The sequence below is a fragment of the Bradyrhizobium sp. 172 genome (assembly GCF_023101065.1).
GTDB classification, from domain to species: Bacteria; Pseudomonadota; Alphaproteobacteria; order Rhizobiales; family Xanthobacteraceae; genus Bradyrhizobium; species Bradyrhizobium canariense_D.
This window is the reverse complement of record NZ_CP064701.1, coordinates 1923696-1939820: the sequence shown is the minus strand read 5'-3', so window position 1 is coordinate 1939820 and position 16125 is coordinate 1923696. Positions and strand designations below refer to the sequence as shown.

General features: G+C 64.8%; 11 protein-coding genes and 1 pseudogene. 8 read left to right on the top strand and 4 right to left on the bottom strand.

All coding sequences use genetic code 11. The features are described from left to right. Positions 1 to 71: 71 nt before the first annotated feature. Positions 72 to 1091, bottom strand: a complete 1020-nt coding sequence (locus IVB07_RS09180; RefSeq protein WP_247767621.1) for an AraC family transcriptional regulator — start codon at positions 1089 to 1091, stop codon at positions 72 to 74. Positions 1092 to 1278: 187 nt separating this feature from the next. Here IVB07_RS09180 and IVB07_RS09175 point away from each other — a divergent pair, with 187 nt between their 5' ends. The 5 genes and pseudogenes from IVB07_RS09175 to IVB07_RS09155 all read left to right on the top strand — a co-directional run. Continuing rightward, on the top strand, positions 1279 to 1728 hold the full coding sequence (locus IVB07_RS09175) for a cupin domain-containing protein (protein WP_018454097.1): 450 nt from the start codon (positions 1279 to 1281) through the stop codon (positions 1726 to 1728). Between the two features lie 106 nt (positions 1729 to 1834). After that, complete coding sequence (locus IVB07_RS09170) at positions 1835 to 3325, top strand: NAD(P)/FAD-dependent oxidoreductase (RefSeq protein ID WP_085351881.1); 1491 nt, start codon at positions 1835 to 1837, stop codon at positions 3323 to 3325. Between the two features lie 102 nt (positions 3326 to 3427). Continuing rightward, on the top strand, positions 3428 to 4501 hold the full coding sequence (locus tag IVB07_RS09165; RefSeq protein ID WP_018454095.1) for a hypothetical protein: 1074 nt from the start codon (positions 3428 to 3430) through the stop codon (positions 4499 to 4501). 199 nt (positions 4502 to 4700) lie between these two features. Then, positions 4701 to 5198 carry a hypothetical protein gene (locus IVB07_RS09160; RefSeq protein ID WP_231190411.1) on the top strand — a complete coding sequence of 166 codons (498 nt, stop codon included), beginning with the start codon at positions 4701 to 4703 and terminating at the stop codon, positions 5196 to 5198. Positions 5199 to 5222: 24 nt separating this feature from the next. Beyond that, positions 5223 to 5831 (top strand): annotated as a pseudogene (locus IVB07_RS09155) (YncE family protein); the annotation flags it as partial. A 36-nt stretch (positions 5832 to 5867) separates the two neighbouring features. Here IVB07_RS09155 and IVB07_RS09150 read toward each other — a convergent pair. Then, entirely contained in the window at positions 5868 to 6662 is a 795-nt protein-coding gene (locus tag IVB07_RS09150; RefSeq protein ID WP_247294993.1) for an ABC transporter substrate-binding protein, read from the bottom strand. 255 nt (positions 6663 to 6917) lie between these two features. On the opposite strand from IVB07_RS09150, the gene IVB07_RS09145 reads away from it, so the two are divergent. Next, positions 6918 to 8111: an efflux RND transporter periplasmic adaptor subunit gene (locus tag IVB07_RS09145; protein ID WP_247294996.1), complete on the top strand. Its 1194-nt coding sequence runs from the start codon at positions 6918 to 6920 to the stop codon at positions 8109 to 8111. 15 nt (positions 8112 to 8126) lie between these two features. Then, on the top strand, positions 8127 to 11285 hold the full coding sequence (locus tag IVB07_RS09140; RefSeq protein WP_247294998.1) for a multidrug efflux RND transporter permease subunit: 3159 nt from the start codon (positions 8127 to 8129) through the stop codon (positions 11283 to 11285). On the opposite strand, the gene IVB07_RS09135 is transcribed toward IVB07_RS09140, so the two are convergent. Then, a complete protein-coding gene (locus IVB07_RS09135) occupies positions 11282 to 13549 on the bottom strand; it encodes a cation:proton antiporter (RefSeq protein ID WP_247295001.1) in 2268 nt (755 codons plus the stop codon). The two genes, IVB07_RS09140 and IVB07_RS09135, sit on opposite strands and share 4 nt — an antisense overlap. A gap of 432 nt (positions 13550 to 13981) precedes the next feature. Continuing rightward, positions 13982 to 15154: an MFS transporter gene (locus IVB07_RS09130; protein WP_018454089.1), complete on the bottom strand. Its 1173-nt coding sequence runs from the start codon at positions 15152 to 15154 to the stop codon at positions 13982 to 13984. 59 nt (positions 15155 to 15213) lie between these two features. On the opposite strand from IVB07_RS09130, the gene IVB07_RS09125 reads away from it, so the two are divergent. Then, entirely contained in the window at positions 15214 to 16065 is an 852-nt protein-coding gene (locus IVB07_RS09125; RefSeq protein ID WP_026232669.1) for a helix-turn-helix transcriptional regulator, read from the top strand. Positions 16066 to 16125: the final 60 nt, after the last annotated feature.

Sequence of the window (16125 nt, the reverse complement as noted above, 5' to 3'; positions counted from 1 at the left end):
GACGACGTTCAAATGATGCCGCGTCTTCGCGCCGCGCGCTCCCCAACCGACATCGGGAAGCCGCCGGCGCATCAGCTCATCTTCCGCCGCAGCGTCGCTGACGGCGTCTCGCCGAATTTTTCGCGATAGGCGCCGGCCATGCGGCCGAGATGGGTGAAGCCGAGATCGAAGGCGATCTCGGTGATCGAAGTGTCCAGCTCGGCTTGCGTGAGCCGGGTGTGGAGATTGGCGAGGCGCATGTCGAGCAGCATCTGCGAGATCGACACGCCGAAATGACGGCGGAAACCGAGCTGTAGCGCGCGGATGCCGATCCCGGACTCACAGGCGAGGTGCGCAACGTCGAGCGGCTCGCAGGCATTCGCCGCGAGGCAGTCCCGCGCAGTGTGCAGCGCGCGCGGCAGACGCTCGCCCTGGCCCGAGAACGTTCTGATCGCGTCGGACAGGCCGTGCCGCTGGCCGTCGAGGAGGTAATGAAGCAGCGCCTCGCGCCAGCCCGCGGTCGCGACCGGTGAAAGCCTGCCGGACGGTCCGAGACCTTCGGCGAGCATCATCAGCTCGACGAGCTTCGCCGCGAGGCCGCGCGCGGCCGGCACGTTCAGGTCGAGCGTAGGGTCGAACTCGACCGCGCCGGTCGCCCTGCCCGACAATGCCGCTGCGCGCTGCTCGACCATGCGGCGGTCGAGCAGCAGGATCGCTTGCGCCGACTCGGTCCAGATCATCCGGGTCGGGATGGTCGGCGACAACAGCGACGCCGTCCGTTCCGGCGCTGTCTCGAGTTCGCGGGTACCTGCGCGGATACGGGCCGTGCCGGCGAGCGGGATCTGCACCAGGAAGAAGCGGTCGAGGCAGCCGGGATCGATGGTGACGGATCCGCCATAGGCGACATAGTTGATGGAAAAGCCGTCGAAGGCGGCACAATTGTGCCTGGCCGAGAAGCCCGACCTCCGCATCGGCGTCAGATCATGCGGGCAGAAGATGCGCCCGACCTGCTCGGCCGCCTCGTCGGCGTCGTCGGTGGTGACGCGGGCGAAAGCCGCGAGCCTTTCGGCCGCGGATCGAGGCGTGCTCATTTCCAGCTCGGCTGCGGACATCGCCGACCACGCTTGGCATCACGGAATATTTTAAACCTATAATAGTTCCCCGTCCCCGGAAAGAGCCCTGTCGCAAAAACGTCGTGCCGCACGGCACAGGACGTGTCCGGATTCGTTTAGCGGATAGACAGCAGCCCGCGCCTGACCGAAGCTCCACCCTCGTCGGGATCCACGATGGAGGCGAGCCATGACTGCACTCGAGAAGGGCATTACCGCGAACGGCACGGGCTATGGCGGCAAGACCTGGAATATTCTGGGCCAGGTCTATTTTCCCAAGGCCGTCACCGATTCCACCTTTGCCTTCGAGACCAACAGCGAGCCGGGCCAGTTCGTGCCAGTGCACATCCATCCGACCCAGGACGAATTCATCCTGGTGCAGGAGGGCACGCTCGACCTCAAGCTCGACGGCAAATGGGTCAAGGCCAACGCCGGCGATCTCGTGCGCCTGCCGCGCGGCATCCCGCACGGCTATTTCAACAAGTCCGACAAGCCGGCCCGCGCGCTGTTCTGGGTCTCGCCGATGCAGAAGCTGGAGGCGCTGTTCAACCAGCTCCACAATCTGGCCGACCCCGCCGAGGTCGTGCGCATCTCGGCCCTGCACGAGGTCGACTTCCTGCCGCCTGAAGCCAACGACTAGGCGGCCGCCCCACTCCCATTTCTGTTTCGTCGCAGGTCCAGCGGCGGCGCAGCGCGGCCGAACGCGGCCTGCTGTGCCCAGAACATTCGAGCTCGCGAGCAATCCCATGGTCAACCCAAAGCATGTCTGCGTGATCGGCGCCGGCGTCTCCGGCCTTGCCGCCGCAAAGGCGTTCTCGACCCGCGGTCACCGGGTCACCATCATTGAACGCAGCGCCGATCTCGGCGGCGTCTGGGAGCCGGCGCGCTCCTATCCGGAGGTGCAGACCCAGAGCCCGAAGGAGCTCTACCGCTACACCGACCGCGCCATGCCCGAAGCCTATCCGGAATGGCCGACCGGATCGCAAGTCCACGCCTACCTCGCCGACTACGCACGAATTTTTGGCCTCGACCGTATGCTGCGTTTCAACACCAGCGTGTCGGGCATGGCGCGACGCGCCGACGGCAGACCAGGCTGGACGCTCGCGCTCTCGGACAAGAGCGGCGCCAGCACAGCTGAGGATTTCGACTTCGTCGCGGTCTGCACCGGACAGTTCAACGAGCCGCGGGAGCTGCACTGCCCAGGCGAAGACGGCTTTCTAGCACAGGGCGGGCAGATCCTGCATTCATCGAAATACAACGATCCTCAAGTGGTGAAAGGACGGCGCGTCGTCGTGCTCGGCGGATCGAAATCGGCAACCGACATCGCGGTGAACGCCGTGAAAGCGGGCGCGCGTGAGGTGACGATCGTGATGCGCGAGCCGGTCTGGCGCATTCCTTATTTCATCGGCGGTCTCGTGAACTTCAAGCGCATCCTCTACATCCGTGCGCAGGAGGAGATGTTTCCGGGCTGGGGCATCGGCGCGATGTCGCGCCTTGCGCATCGCATCGCAGCACCGTTCGTCTGGGCAAACTGGCGCGGGCTGGAAAGCCTGTTGAAGGCGCAGCTCAAGCTGAAGCAATGCAACATGGTGCCGAAGGAGCGGATCGAGGACGGAGTCAACTGCTCGGTGCCGATCGCAACACCCGGCTTCCATCCGATGGTAGCCGACGGCCGCATCAAGGCCGTGTTCGGCAGCTTCGATCATTACGACGGTGACACCATCGTGATGAGCGGCGGCGAGCGCGTGGCGGCCGATGTCGCGGTGCTCGCGATCGGCTACAAGCTCGGCGTGCCATTCCTGCCCGCCGCGTACCAGGCAAAACTGGTCGATGCGGATGGGCAGTACCGGCTCTATCGCCTGATCGCCAATCCCGACCTGCCGGAGCTCGGTTTCGTCGGTTTCAACTCCTCGTTCTGCACCGTGCTCTGCGCCGACCTCGCCGCCAACTGGCTGGTCCGTTACGCCGACGGACAGCTCGCACGCCAGCCGACCGCGCAACAGATGCGCGACAACATCGAGATGATGCTGCACTTCAAGCGGGTCGAACGGCCGGCTGCGGGCGTCTATGGCGGCCTCTGCGTCGCGCCCTATCACTACCGTCACTTCGACGAGCTGATGGCCGACATCGGCGCCAAGGAGCAGAAGCGCGGCGGGCTCGCGGGCCACTTCCGGCCGCCGGACGCGGACGCCTATGCGCGGTTTCTCGCCTCCGCGCCGGATTACCAAGCGGCGTGAGGCCGCGAATTCGGGCCGAGTGGGATTTGCCGCTCGCCAGCCCTCGCCTCCGATGCTTACGATCCCCTTGGCCATCGAATCGACAGGCCCAGGGAACCGGCCATGAGAGCACGACATCGCGCCGCCGCAGTCATAACGGCGCTTGGGCTGATCCTTGCGACCTTCGTCCCGAGCCTGGCGCAAACGCTCACGGCCAGGCAATCGGAGGCGGTTGCGACCTACGAGCGTGCGCTCGGCGATTTCAAAGCGATTCTCTCCGAGCGGCGCCGCCAGATCGACGCCAAACAGCCGCTGCCGAACCTGCCGGGCCAGGCGCTCTATCTGGCACGCGTCGCCGTGATCAGTGCTTACAAGGATCTCACCGACGTCATGCCGTCGCGGACCGGCAGGCCCAACAAGTTCGAGATCCCGCCGGCCTATTTCGATGCCGACATCGAACCGCTGGTGGACGAATACTCAAAGCTGTTCGAGATCATGGAAGCGCCGCCGGCCGGCGCGCAGAACTCGGCGACACCGTTCAAGGACGTGGTGGATCTCGCGGTCGCGATCGCACGCGCCAAGGGGTTGGCGCCTGACCACGCCGAAGCCGCGGGCCGGATCAGTCTGGGGCTGTTCTTCGCCGAGACCAACGGCAAGCAGAACGTCCGCAACGGGCGCTCGAACACCTATATGGGCAGCTTCCAGACCGGCCCGTCCGAGGACCGCAACGGCCATAGGAAATGGGACGCCATCAAGGGCGAGATCGCGGCCGCCGATCCCGGGTTGAGCGCGCGCGACGACAAGGAGGAGGCGCGGGCCCGCGGCACCGATCATCGCTTCAATCACTGGACCAACGTGCGCGACGGCCTGATGAACGCGCATGCGGATATTTTCCGGGAGATCCCAGGAATCGTGAAGACGCTGCCCGACCCGATCGACCAAATGAAGCTGTTCGAGCTGATCCAGATCGTTCCCACGCCGACGCGGGCGGCGCTCAGGTCCGGCGATCTCCTGAACTACAGGGTGTCCAGTCCGACGATCATGAAGCACCTGCGCAACAACAGCATCTTCGCATTCGGACAGGCCGACCGGGCGCGCACCTCGGCAAGCTTCCGGGAAATCCTTGGCGCGATGTGGCTGTTCAAGCGGAAGTTCGAGAAGGCGATGGCGAAATACGCGGAGATCAAGCCACGCTGAGGGGCCTCGCCGCGTGGCACGCGACTGAGAGGCTAGCTCCCGCCTTGTAGCCGTCCGTCGGCGTCTTCAAAGGCAAACGCTCGCCACCTGGTCATTGCGTCCTGCGCCCGGTGCATTTAGCTTCTCCGGACAAGAACAAATCTCGGGGGGACATATGACAGCCGCTCTTCGCAAGCGCACGCGCCGTGCCGCATGTGCTTTGATCTCAACATCCCTGGCGGGCCTCGCCAATTTCGCCGCGCACGCCGAGATCGTCGTCACGGCCAATGACGGCAAGATGGTGCTCGAGAACGGCAGCGCCCTGGTGCGCAAGCAACCACTGCCGGACACGGTGAGCGTCATCGACTTCACCGACGGTGCCTTGAAACTTCTAGGCGAGGTGCCCGCCCCGGCCAGCGTCGTCGGACCGCCGCCGAGCGTGGCAATTGCGCCGGATGGCGCGTTCGCCCTCGTTACCGGCGCGATGAAGCTCGATCCCGCGGATCCGACCAAGACGGTGCCCGACGACAAGCTTTCGGTCATCGACCTGAAATCCACGCCGCCCAAAGTACTGGCGACCTTGCAAGCCGGCGCGGGCGCTGCCGGCGTTTCGATCAACCGCGCGGGCACGCTGGCGCTGGTTGCGAACCGCAGCGAAGGAACGGTCTCGGTCTTCACCATCAGCGGGGGCACGCTTGCGCCCGTCGGCAAGATCTAGCTCGGCGACGCCAAATCAGGCCCCAGCCACGCGGTCTTTTCCCATGACGGCGCGACCGCGCTGGTCACGCGCGACGGAGACAGCAAGATCTCGCTTCTGACTGTGGACGGGAGCAAGGTCGAGTACGCCAAGCGCGATCTCTCCGCGGGCATCCGCCCCTACGACATCGATGTCACCGGCAGCGCCGCCGCCATCGTCGGCAATGTCGGCGCCAGCAGCGGCGACAACGACTCGATCAGCCTGATCGACATGACGGCGAAACCGATCCGCGTCGTCACGACAGTCACCGTCGGGCAGACGCCGGAAGCCGTGAAGATGTCCCCGGACGGCAACTACGTGGCCGTGACCGTCATGAACGGTTCGAACAAGCCGTCGGCGTCGCCGTTCTTCAACGATTTCGGCCTGCTCAAGGTCTACAAGATTTCGGGCACTGACCTTACGCCGGTGACGGAAGCGAAGATCGGCCATTGGTGCCAGGGCATGGTGTGGTCCAAGGAGTCCAAATATGTCGTGGCCCAGTGCATGGTCGAAAACGAGCTGATCGCCTTCTCGTTCGATGGCAAGGCGCTGAACAAGACATCCACGCTCAAGATGCAAGTGAGCCCCGCGGGCATCCGCACCGCGGAGCCGTAGGGCCGGAGCGCGGCGCAGTCATCCTGCGCCGCCGTCCTATTCGGTGCGGATCGGCGCGTCCTTCAGGCCATTGCTGTCGTAGGCCTTGCGCAAGGTGCCATTCGTCACCGCCTCGTTCATGAATTTGGTGACGAAGGTCAGCGCTTGGGGGTGGCCGAGCGGTACAGCGACCGCCGTGACGGTCTTCTTGAAGGTCTCGTCGAGCACGCGCGTGCCCGGGATCTTCTGCGCCATCTTGTTGAGCTGGTCGCGCGACAGCGCAAACGCATCGATCTGGCCGCTGCTGAGGAGGCCGAAGATCTCGTCATAGGTCTGATAGCCCGTGACCTTCGCATTCTTCAGATGCGCGGCCGCGCCGCGCATCGTGGTCGTGGCGTTCACGGCCGCGACCTTGATGCCCCCCTGATCGAGCGTGGCGAAATTGGTGACGTTCGAGCCTGATTTGACGATGTAGGTGGCGTCCGCGACCTCGTAGATCGGGCCGAACATCATCCTGCTCTCGCGCTCAGGATCTTTGGGCAACCAGGTGACGTCCCAGTTGCCGTTCGATGCCGCGTCAGTGATCTGCCCTGAATTCTGGTACACGACATATTCAACGGGCACGCCGAGTTGCCCGGCCATCTCCCTGCCGAGATCGACCGGCACGCCGGCATAGCCGTCTCCGGTCTTGGTGGACCAGAACGCGCCGCCAGCCAGGCTGATCGCAATCGCGACCCGCAGCTTGCCGGTCGGTGCGATCTCGTCCTTAAGTCCATCGCCTAGCGCGGGCATGACGACCGCCGCTGCGAGAATGAGGCCGGCAAGGACCGACTTAAGGACCGACGTGGGCATGTCATGATCTCCCGACCTTTTCTTCTTGTATTCTTCTCTTGTTCGTCCCGACCGCTTCGCGCGCCGTCGCTCGGCCTGTGACATAGTTCTGGTCGATCGGGTGCGCGATAAAAAGCGGTTTGTGATGGCAAAACTGCCAAAGGCCACAGCGCGGTCCGCAGCGCAAGGCCGACGACTGCCATGGCTATGGTGTTCCACGTCCGGGCATTTGTTGGTAGCCTCCCGCCTCGATAGACAGCAACCGGGGGCCACCGAATGACCTGCGCGAATCCCGCATCTCCCGCACGGCGCAACGAAGCGTGGAGACATGTCGGGCAGGCACTGGCCGCCGCGATGGCCGTGGCCGCGCTCGCCGGCTGCGAGGACAAGAACAGTTTCGTCGCTCCGCCGCCGCCCAAGGTGGACGTCGCCGCGCCGGTGCAGCGCCCGGTGACGCGGTATGTCGAGGCCACCGGCAACACCGCGCCGTTCAAGAATGTCGATCTCGTCGCGCGCGTGCAGGGATTCCTGCAATCGATCGACTACCAGGACGGCGCCTTCGTCAAGCAGGGCACCCAGCTGTTCACGATCGAGCCCGAGACCTACAAGCTCAAGCTCGACCAGGCGCGGGCGGCCGAGGCCGGCGCGCAGGCCTCAGTCCGGCAGGCGGAAGCCGACTACAAACGGCAGGCTGAGCTGGTGCAGCGCCAGGCCGTCTCGCAGGCCACGCTCGACACCTCGACATCGACGCGCGATAACGCGCAGGCCAATCTCCAGCAGGCCGAGGCCAACACCAAGCTCGCCCAGGTCAACTACGGCTACACCAACGTGACCGCGCCTTTCGACGGCATCGTCAGCGCTCACATGGTCTCGGTCGGCGAACTCGTCGGCGTCTCCTCTCCAACTCAACTCGCGTCCATCGTCGCGATGGACCCGATCTATGTGAATTTCACCGTCAACGAGCAGGACGTGCTGCGCATCCGTGCCGAGGCCGCCCGCCGCGGGCTCACCGCCGCAGACATGAAGCAATTTCCGATTCAAGTCGGTTTGCAGACCGAGGCCGGTTATCCGCATGAGGGCAAGCTTGACTATGTCGCCCCGACCCTCACCCAGTCGACGGGCACGCTCGCAGTGCGGGGCCTTGTCCCCAACGACAAGCGGGTGCTGCTGCCCGGCTATTTCGTCCGCGTTCGCGTGCCCTTCACTCAGGAGAAGGACGCCCTGCTCGTGCCCGACACCGCGCTCGGCAGCGATCAGGGCGGCCGCTATCTCCTCGTCGTCAATGGCGACAACGTTGTCGAGCAGCGCAAGGTGCAGATCGGTCCCGTGGACAACGGTTTGCGCGTGATCGAAAGCGGCTTGAAGCCGGATGATCGCGTGGTGATCGCAGGGCTGCTGCGGGTGATTCCGGGCCAGAAGATCGAGCCGCAGGTGACGAAGATCGAGCAGCCGCAGGCGTCTGCCAAGTAAGTAGGAGCGCCTGCCATGATCTCAAAGTTCTTCATCGAGCGGCCGGTCCTCTCGAACGTCATCGCGCTGCTGATGATCCTGATCGGCGGCGTCGCGCTGTTCAACCTCGCGATCGCGCAATATCCCGACGTGGTGCCGCCGACAGTGCAGGTCACCACACGCTATCCCGGCGCCAGCGCCAAGACCGTGATCGACACAGTTGCCTTGCCGATCGAACAACAGGTCAACGGCGTCGAGGACATGCTCTACATGCAGTCCTACAGCGGCTCCGACGGCACCTATACGCTGACCGTGACCTTCAAGATCGGCACCGACCTGAACTTCGCGCAAGTGCTGGTGCAGAACCGCGTCTCCAGCGCGCTGTCGCAATTGCCCCAGTCGGTGCAGAACCAGGGCGTCACCGTACAGAAGCGGTCGACGTCGATCCTGCTGTTCGTGACGCTGACCTCGCCCGACAAGACGTTCGACAGCCTTTATTTGAGCAACTACGCCACCATCAACCTCCGCGACGAACTCTCGCGCCTGCCCGGCGTCGGCAACGTCACCGTGTTCGGCGCCGGCCAGTATTCGATGCGGGTGTGGCTCGATCCGAACAAGCTGCAGGTCCGGGGCCTGGTGCCGCAGGACGTCATCCAGGCGATCCAGCAGCAGAGCCAGCAGGTCTCCGCCGGCCAGGTCGGCGCACCGCCGACGCCGCCGGGTCAGGCGTTCCAGTACACCCTCAACGTCAACGGCAGGCTCGACGATACCACCGAGTTCGAGAACATCATTGTCAAATCAGGCACCAGCGGCGACGTCACGCGGGTGCGCGACGTCGGCTGGGTCGAATTGGGCGCGCAGACCTACAGCCAGATCTTCTCGCTCAACAAGCAGCCTGCCACCGGCATCGGCGTGTTCCAGTCACCCGGCGCCAACGCACTCCAGGTCGAGCAGGCTGTCGAGAAGAAGATGGCGCAGCTCGCCAAGGCCTTCCCGCAGGGCATGAAGTACGACACGCCGTTCGACACCACCAAATTCGTGCAGGCCTCGGTGCACGAGGTCTACATGACGCTGATCGAGGCCGGCCTGCTGGTGCTGGTCGTGATCCTGGTGTTCCTGCAGGACTGGCGCGCGATGCTGGTGCCGGCGACCACTGTGCCGGTGACCATCATCGGCGCCTTCGCCGCCATGGCCGCGCTCGGCTTCACCATCAACATGTCGACGCTGTTCGCGATCGTGCTAGCGATCGGCATCGTCGTCGACGATGCCATCGTCGTGGTGGAAGGCGCGGCCCACAACATCGAGCAGGGCATGAACGGCCATGACGCCGCGATCAAGGCGATGGACCAGCTGTTCGCGCCGATCGTCGGCATCACGCTGGTGTTGATCTCGGTGTTTTTGCCAGCGTCGTTCCTCGCCGGGCTCACCGGCCGCATCTATTCGCAATTTGCGCTGGTGATCGCGGCGACCGCGCTTCTGTCCGCCATCAACGCGGCGACGCTGAAGCCGACGCAATGCGCTCTCTGGCTGCGGCCGACGGTGCCGCCGGAGCAGCGCAACTTCTTCTATCGCGGCTTCAACGCGGTCTACAACCGCGTCGAGCGCGGCTACATCCGACTGATCGGCGTGCTGTGCAGGAACAGCACGATCTCGGTCGCGATCGCGCTGGTGCTGATCGGGATCGGCGGCTACGGGCTGTCCCGGGTACCGACCGGCTTCCTGCCGATCGAGGACCAGGGCTACCTGATCGCCGCCGTGCAACTGCCTGACGGTGCCGCGCTGGAACGGACCCAGAAGGTGCTCGACAGAGCGAGCGAGCTGATCAAGGACACGCCCGGAGTCCAGCAAGTCATCACCATCGCCGGCATCTCCGCGCTGGACAACAGCGCCAGCCTTGCCAATGCCGGCGTCGCCTACATTATCCTGAAAGATTGGGACGCGCGCAAAGGACCGGGCGAGGATCTGCGCTCACTGGTCTACGGGCTGAACGACAAGCTCGCGGCCATCATGGAAGCGCGCACGCTGGTGCTGCCGCCGCCGCCGATCCAGGGCATCGGCAACGCGGCCGGCTTCTCGATGCAGGTCGAGCTGCGCGACGGCAACAGCGATTTCGCCAAGCTCCAGGCCATCACGGGCGCGATGGTCAGCAATGGCCAGAGCCAGAGCGCGCTGCAGCGCGTCCAATCCTCGTTCCGCTCCTCGGTGCCGCAATTCAACGTCGAGATCGACCGCATCAAGACCCAGACGCTGCACGTGACGACGGACCAGGTGTTCGCGGCGCTCTCGACCTATCTCGGCTCGTCCTATGTCAACCAGTTCAACAAGTTCGGCCGCGTGTTCCAGGTCTACACCCAGGCCGATCCCGCCTTCCGCGTCACCGAGCGCGACATCGCCAACATGATGGTGCGCAACTCGAACGGCGACATGATCCCGATCGGCACGGTTGCCACGATCACGCCCGCCACCGGCCCGTCGCTGATCAGCCTCTACAATCTCTATCCATCGTCGACCGTGATCGGCCTGCCGGCGCAGGGCTACTCCTCTGGCCAGTCGCTGAAGCTGATGGAGGAGATCGCGGACAAGACGCTGCCGCCGGGCACCGGCTTCGAATGGACCGCGATGTCCTATCAGGAGAAGGCCGTCTCCAACCAGATCTACTGGGTGTTCGGGCTCGCCATGCTGCTGGTCTATCTCGTGCTCGCCGGCCAGTACGAGAGCTGGTACGCGCCGATCTCGGTAATCCTGGCGGTGCCGCTGTCGTTGCTCGGCCCCATGCTGATCCTCAACGCACTGAAGATCGACAACAACCTCTATTGCCAGATCGGCCTGATCCTGCTGATCGCGCTGTCGGCCAAGAACGCCATCCTGATCGTCGAGGTCGGGCTCGAGCTGCACGGCCGCGATGGCAAGCCGGTGCTGGAATCCGCGGTCGAAGCTGCGCGCGCCCGCTTCCGCCCGATCCTGATGACGTCGTTCGCCTTCATCCTCGGCGTGGTGCCGCTGGTGATCGCGACCGGCGCCGGTGCCAGCGCGCGCAAGTCGATCGGCATCACGGTGTTCTCGGGCATGCTGGCCTCGACCTGCCTCGCGGTGCTGTTCGTGCCGGCGTTCTTCGTGGTGGTGCAGCGCTTCGAGAACTGGCGTGCGTCGAAGAAAACGCCGAAGGCGGTGGCAGTGGCCGAAGTGAAATCCTAGGCTTTCTCCGTGGACGTCGGCCGCGCCTCCCCGCTCGAGACCAGGAGCACCGACACCTTCGCTTGCCTGAGCACGGCGTCGGCGACGCCGCCGAAGGAGAGATGATCGGCCTGGATGCGATCGACCCCCATCACCACGAGATCGACGGCGGTGGTCTCGATCTCGCGCAGGATCGCCGCTTCAGGCGCCCGGTTCGCGCGCAAGGTCGTGGTGATGTCGACCTCGTAACGGGCGGCGAGATCGCTGGCGTCCTTCAGGATGCCGGCCTCCTGGTTCAGACCACGCGAGGCGCCGCGCTGCGCGCCCTTGTCGCGCGTCGTCGCGACATAGATCACCCGGAGCGAGCCTGATCCCGCCTGCGCCAGCGCGACCGCGACCTCGGCGCCGCGCTTGGAGACGCCGCTGCCGGAGACCGGAACGAGGATGTTGAGCGCCTCGGGCGTCGGCTGCTTCAGGTGCTTGCCCTTGGCCGCCACGACCGCGAGCGGTCCCTCGAACTTCGCTGCGATGTCCTCGATCCTCCGATCGAAGCGATCCTTGGCGGCAGCAACCTTGTCGACGCCGATGACCAGAAGATCGAAGCCCTTGCGCGCTTCGTCGGCGATGGACTCGCCGAGCTCCGCACGCCTTGCCCGGGTGACGACGTCGACGCTGCCGACATCGCCATCGCCATGGGCCGATACGATCTCGGCGGCCTTCTTCACCACGGTTTCCGCGCTTTCCTCTTCATCGCGGCCCTTCTCCTGATCCTTGGCGCGCTTGCCGATGTGCAGCACGGTGATTGGCAAGCCGCGCATGCCGGCGATCAGGCCGGCGATGTGGGCAGCGAAGGTGGCGTTCACGCTCTCGTCCACGGCGAGCAAGGGGCGTTCGAGATTGCCGACGAAGCCGCGCTTCTCGAATTCTTCCCGCTCCAGGCGCTCTTGCTCGTCCTTGTTCATCGGCAGCTTTGCCAGCGCGGCGCGCAGCATCGGCGGCATCGCCATCGTGGTCACGATCGCCATGGTCACAATCATCGTGAACAGGTTCTGGCTGAGCACGCCGATCGAAAGACCGATGGTGGCGATGATCACCTCGGTCGAGCCGCGCGCGTTCATCCCGCTTGCGAGGGCCAGCGACTCCCTTGTGTTCAGCCCGCCCACGGTTCCGCCGACGAAGGCGCCGCCGAACTTGCCGACGCTGGCGATCACGACCAGCAGGCCGGTGAGCATCAGCAGATGGGGATCGCGCAGCACCGTGAGGTCGGCGCTCAGGCCGGCCAAACCGAAGAACACCGGCATGAAGAAGCTCGAGATCAGCCCGCGCAGCCGCTCGTCGATCTGCCGCGTCAGGATCGGGGACTCCCCGACCAGAATGCCGGCGACGAAGGCACCGAGCACGGTGTGGACGCCGATCAGATGCGTGACCAGCGCCATCGCGCACATCAGCAGCAGGATCACCGTGATGACCGGGGCGGTGCTGACGAGATTGTCGTTGGCCCATCGAATGAGCTGGAACACGATGCGGCGGCCGATGGTGAAGCTAATCGCGAGGAAGGCCAGCGTGCCCAGCACAGCTTTCGCCACCGAGGCGATATCCAGCGCGCCGTGCGAAGCGAGGCTGAAGATGACGGCGATGATGATCCAGCCGATGGTGTCGTCGATGACGGCGGTGGCGACGATGATCTGGCCGACATTGCGGCGCATGAAGTTCATCTCGCGCACAACCACCGCGACGATCTTCACCGAGGAGATTGACAGCGCCGTGCCCATGAACAGCGACGCAACCAGGCGGGCTTGCGGATTCGGCAACAGCGCATCTGGCAGGAATTCGCCGAGCGCAAAACCGCAGGCAAAGGGCACGAGGATGCCGGCAATCGAGATCGCGATCGCGGCCTTGCCGACCTTCCTGACCAGCTTGAGGTCGGTCTCCATGCCGGTCAGCAGCAACAGCAGCAGGATGCCGAACTGCGCGATGCCGTCGATCATCGCTTTCTGCTCGGGCGTTTTGGGGAAGATTGCCTGCTGTGCGTCAGGCCAGACCCAACCGAACAGCGAGGGACCGAGCAGGATGCCGGCGAGCAATTCGCCGATCACCGAGGGCTGGCCGAGGCGCTGCATGATCTCGCCGAGACCGCGGCCGACCGCGATCAACAGCACGATCTGGGCCACCAGCAGGAATTCCGAGGGACCGGCCGATTTGCCGCCCTCGGCGCTGGCCGCAACGGTGGTGAGGACAAGCGCCGCGGGGACAAGGCCGACCGGTCGGAGCAGGCTCCACTGCATGCAGGAATTTTACCCCTTCATCTGCCCCGGCGAGGTGCCGGGATGACGGGGATAGAACCCGCGGCAGGCAACAGGAGTTCCTTGACTTCGCGGCGGGTAAGGGGCCTCAACAAAAAAACGCGAAAACAACCCCATGCACAGTAGAGATGAGGTTGAAAAGACTGGAGAAAATTTCGTCTTTGCCGAAATCTAATTTCGCTTTGCCGAAAATGCTTGCCCCGTCGGGCAAAACACTGGCATGATGGCATCATCGGCAGACTACGCGAGCCGCCGCCACTCCCACGTCATTGCGGGCGCGGCGACTTGACAGCCGAACCTTTAGCGAAGGCGGAAGCAATCCAGAATCCGTCCGCCGAAAGATTCTGGATTGCTTCGTCGCTACGCTCCTCGCAATGACGGGATTGAAACGGGCGCGCGCCTCACGCCGATCCCTCACACCGCCTGCGGTGTCCTGATCTCGCGCGGGAGAATGATCGCGGCTGCGATCGCGAGCAGGCAGAGTGCGGCGAAGGCATGCAGCATGGTGACGAAGCCGCCCTGCTCGTAGAGCCAGGCGACCAGGCCGACCGAGGCGCCGGCCGCGGTGAAGCCGATGAAATAGCGCACGGCATAGGCGCGCGAGCGCCATTCCTCGCTGGTGTATTTGCCGACCATGGCGTCGTTGACCGTGACCTGTCCGAACGCGCCCATGACGATGCCGATCGAGACCAGGATCAGCGGCAGATTGGACAGGCTCGCGGCGAGATACAGGAACGGCGCCAGCATGAAGGACAGCGGCAGCGCCACTGTCTTCAGCGAATAGCGGTCGAGCAGCCGGCCGATCGTATACTGCGTCATCGCGCCGAACACGTAGACGCAGGCCGCGATGACGCCGAGCAGCGCCGGGCTTTTGGTGAGATCGGCAAGCCGCTCCGCGAACAGCTTTGGCAGCGCCACGGTGACGGCGTTGAACGTCGTGGAGATCGCGATCACCACGATCAGCAGCGACAGGATCACGCGCCACATGTCCTGCTTGGCGACCCGCGCCTGCGCTGCCGCCTGCTTCGAGCCCTTGCGGTCCTCGTGAACGACCATCGTCGCGAACGCGATGCCGATCAGGATGGTGACGATGCCGGGGACGATGAAGGCGAAGCGCCAGCCGAGATACTGGCCGATCACGCCGGTGACCAGCGCCGACGAAGCGACGCCGAGATTGCCCCAGACGCCGTTGATGCCCATCTCGCGGCCGAGCCTGTCAGCGTAGGAGACGATCATGGCAGTGCCGACGGGATGATAGATCGAGGCAAAAATGCCGATCGCGAACAGCGCCGCGCCGAGTTGGGCCGGGGTCTGCACGAAGCCAACCGAGATCATGGAGGCGCCGATGCCGACGAAGAAGATCAGCATCATGTGGCGACGGCTCCAGCGGTCGCCGAGCCAGCCGGTGAGCAGCGAGCCCGCGCCGAAGGCGACAAAGCCCGGCGTCGCGTAAGGCAGGAGTTCCGAATAGGCCATGCCGAGCGCCGGTCCCATGATGATCACCGCGGCGGCGAAAATCAGCATCGCGTAATGGTCGATGAAATGGCCCGCGTTGACGAAACTGATCACCCGGCTGGGGCTGTTCATGGGAATCCTCTCCTGCTCCGAAATGAGTTATATGTCTTGGGCATGACGGGATGCTGCCAATGACTGTCGTCGAGACGCCAATCCTCCGGGCGGTCCGGAGCAATCATCGCTCGCCCGCGGGCGTGCATCTGGTCGCACGCGACTATCCCAAGGGCATGCGGATCGATCCGCATATGCACCGCGAGGCACAGCTGATCTATGCCGCCAGGGGCACCATGCAGGTGACGACGCCCGGAGGGCGCTGGCTGGTGCCGCCGGACCGCGCGGTCTGGGTCCCCGCCGGGCTCCAGCACGCCATCGATCTGCTCGCCGACATCGAGATGCGGACGCTGTATTTCGACTTGGCCTGGCTGAAGCGCGCGCAGCGCCATGAGGGACTGACCAAGGAATTCGTGGTGCGGGTGTCGCCGCTGCTGAACCAGGCGATCCTCGCGCTGTTCGACGCGCAAAATACCGAGGAGCGGACCGATCTGCTGGTTCGGCTAGTGATGCTGGAACTGGTCCGGGCCGAGGATTCCGCGACCTTCGTGCCGCTGCCACACGAGCCGCGCTGCCGGCGCGCGGCCATGATCGTGCTCGACGATCCCACCGGCCTGCACGACATCGACGCGCTGGCGCGCGAGGTCGGAACCTCCGCGCGCACACTGTCGCGGCTGTTTTCGACAGAGACGCAGCTGAGCTTCAAGAGCTGGTGCCAGCGTGCGAGGATTGCGGCGGCGATCCAGCGGCTGTCCACCGATGCCAATGTGTCCGTGAAGCAGCTCGCGACCCAGCTCGGCTATGCCAGCGTACCGGCGTTTTCGGCCGCGTTCCGTCAGGTGACGGGACGGACGCCGACGGAGTTTGCCACACACTCGGTGTCATCGCCCGGCTTGACCGGGCGATCCAGTACTCCGAGACGGCGCGGCTAGAAGCGAAAAGCTGCGGCGTACTGGATGCCCCGGTCAAGCCGGGGCATGACAACTCACTTG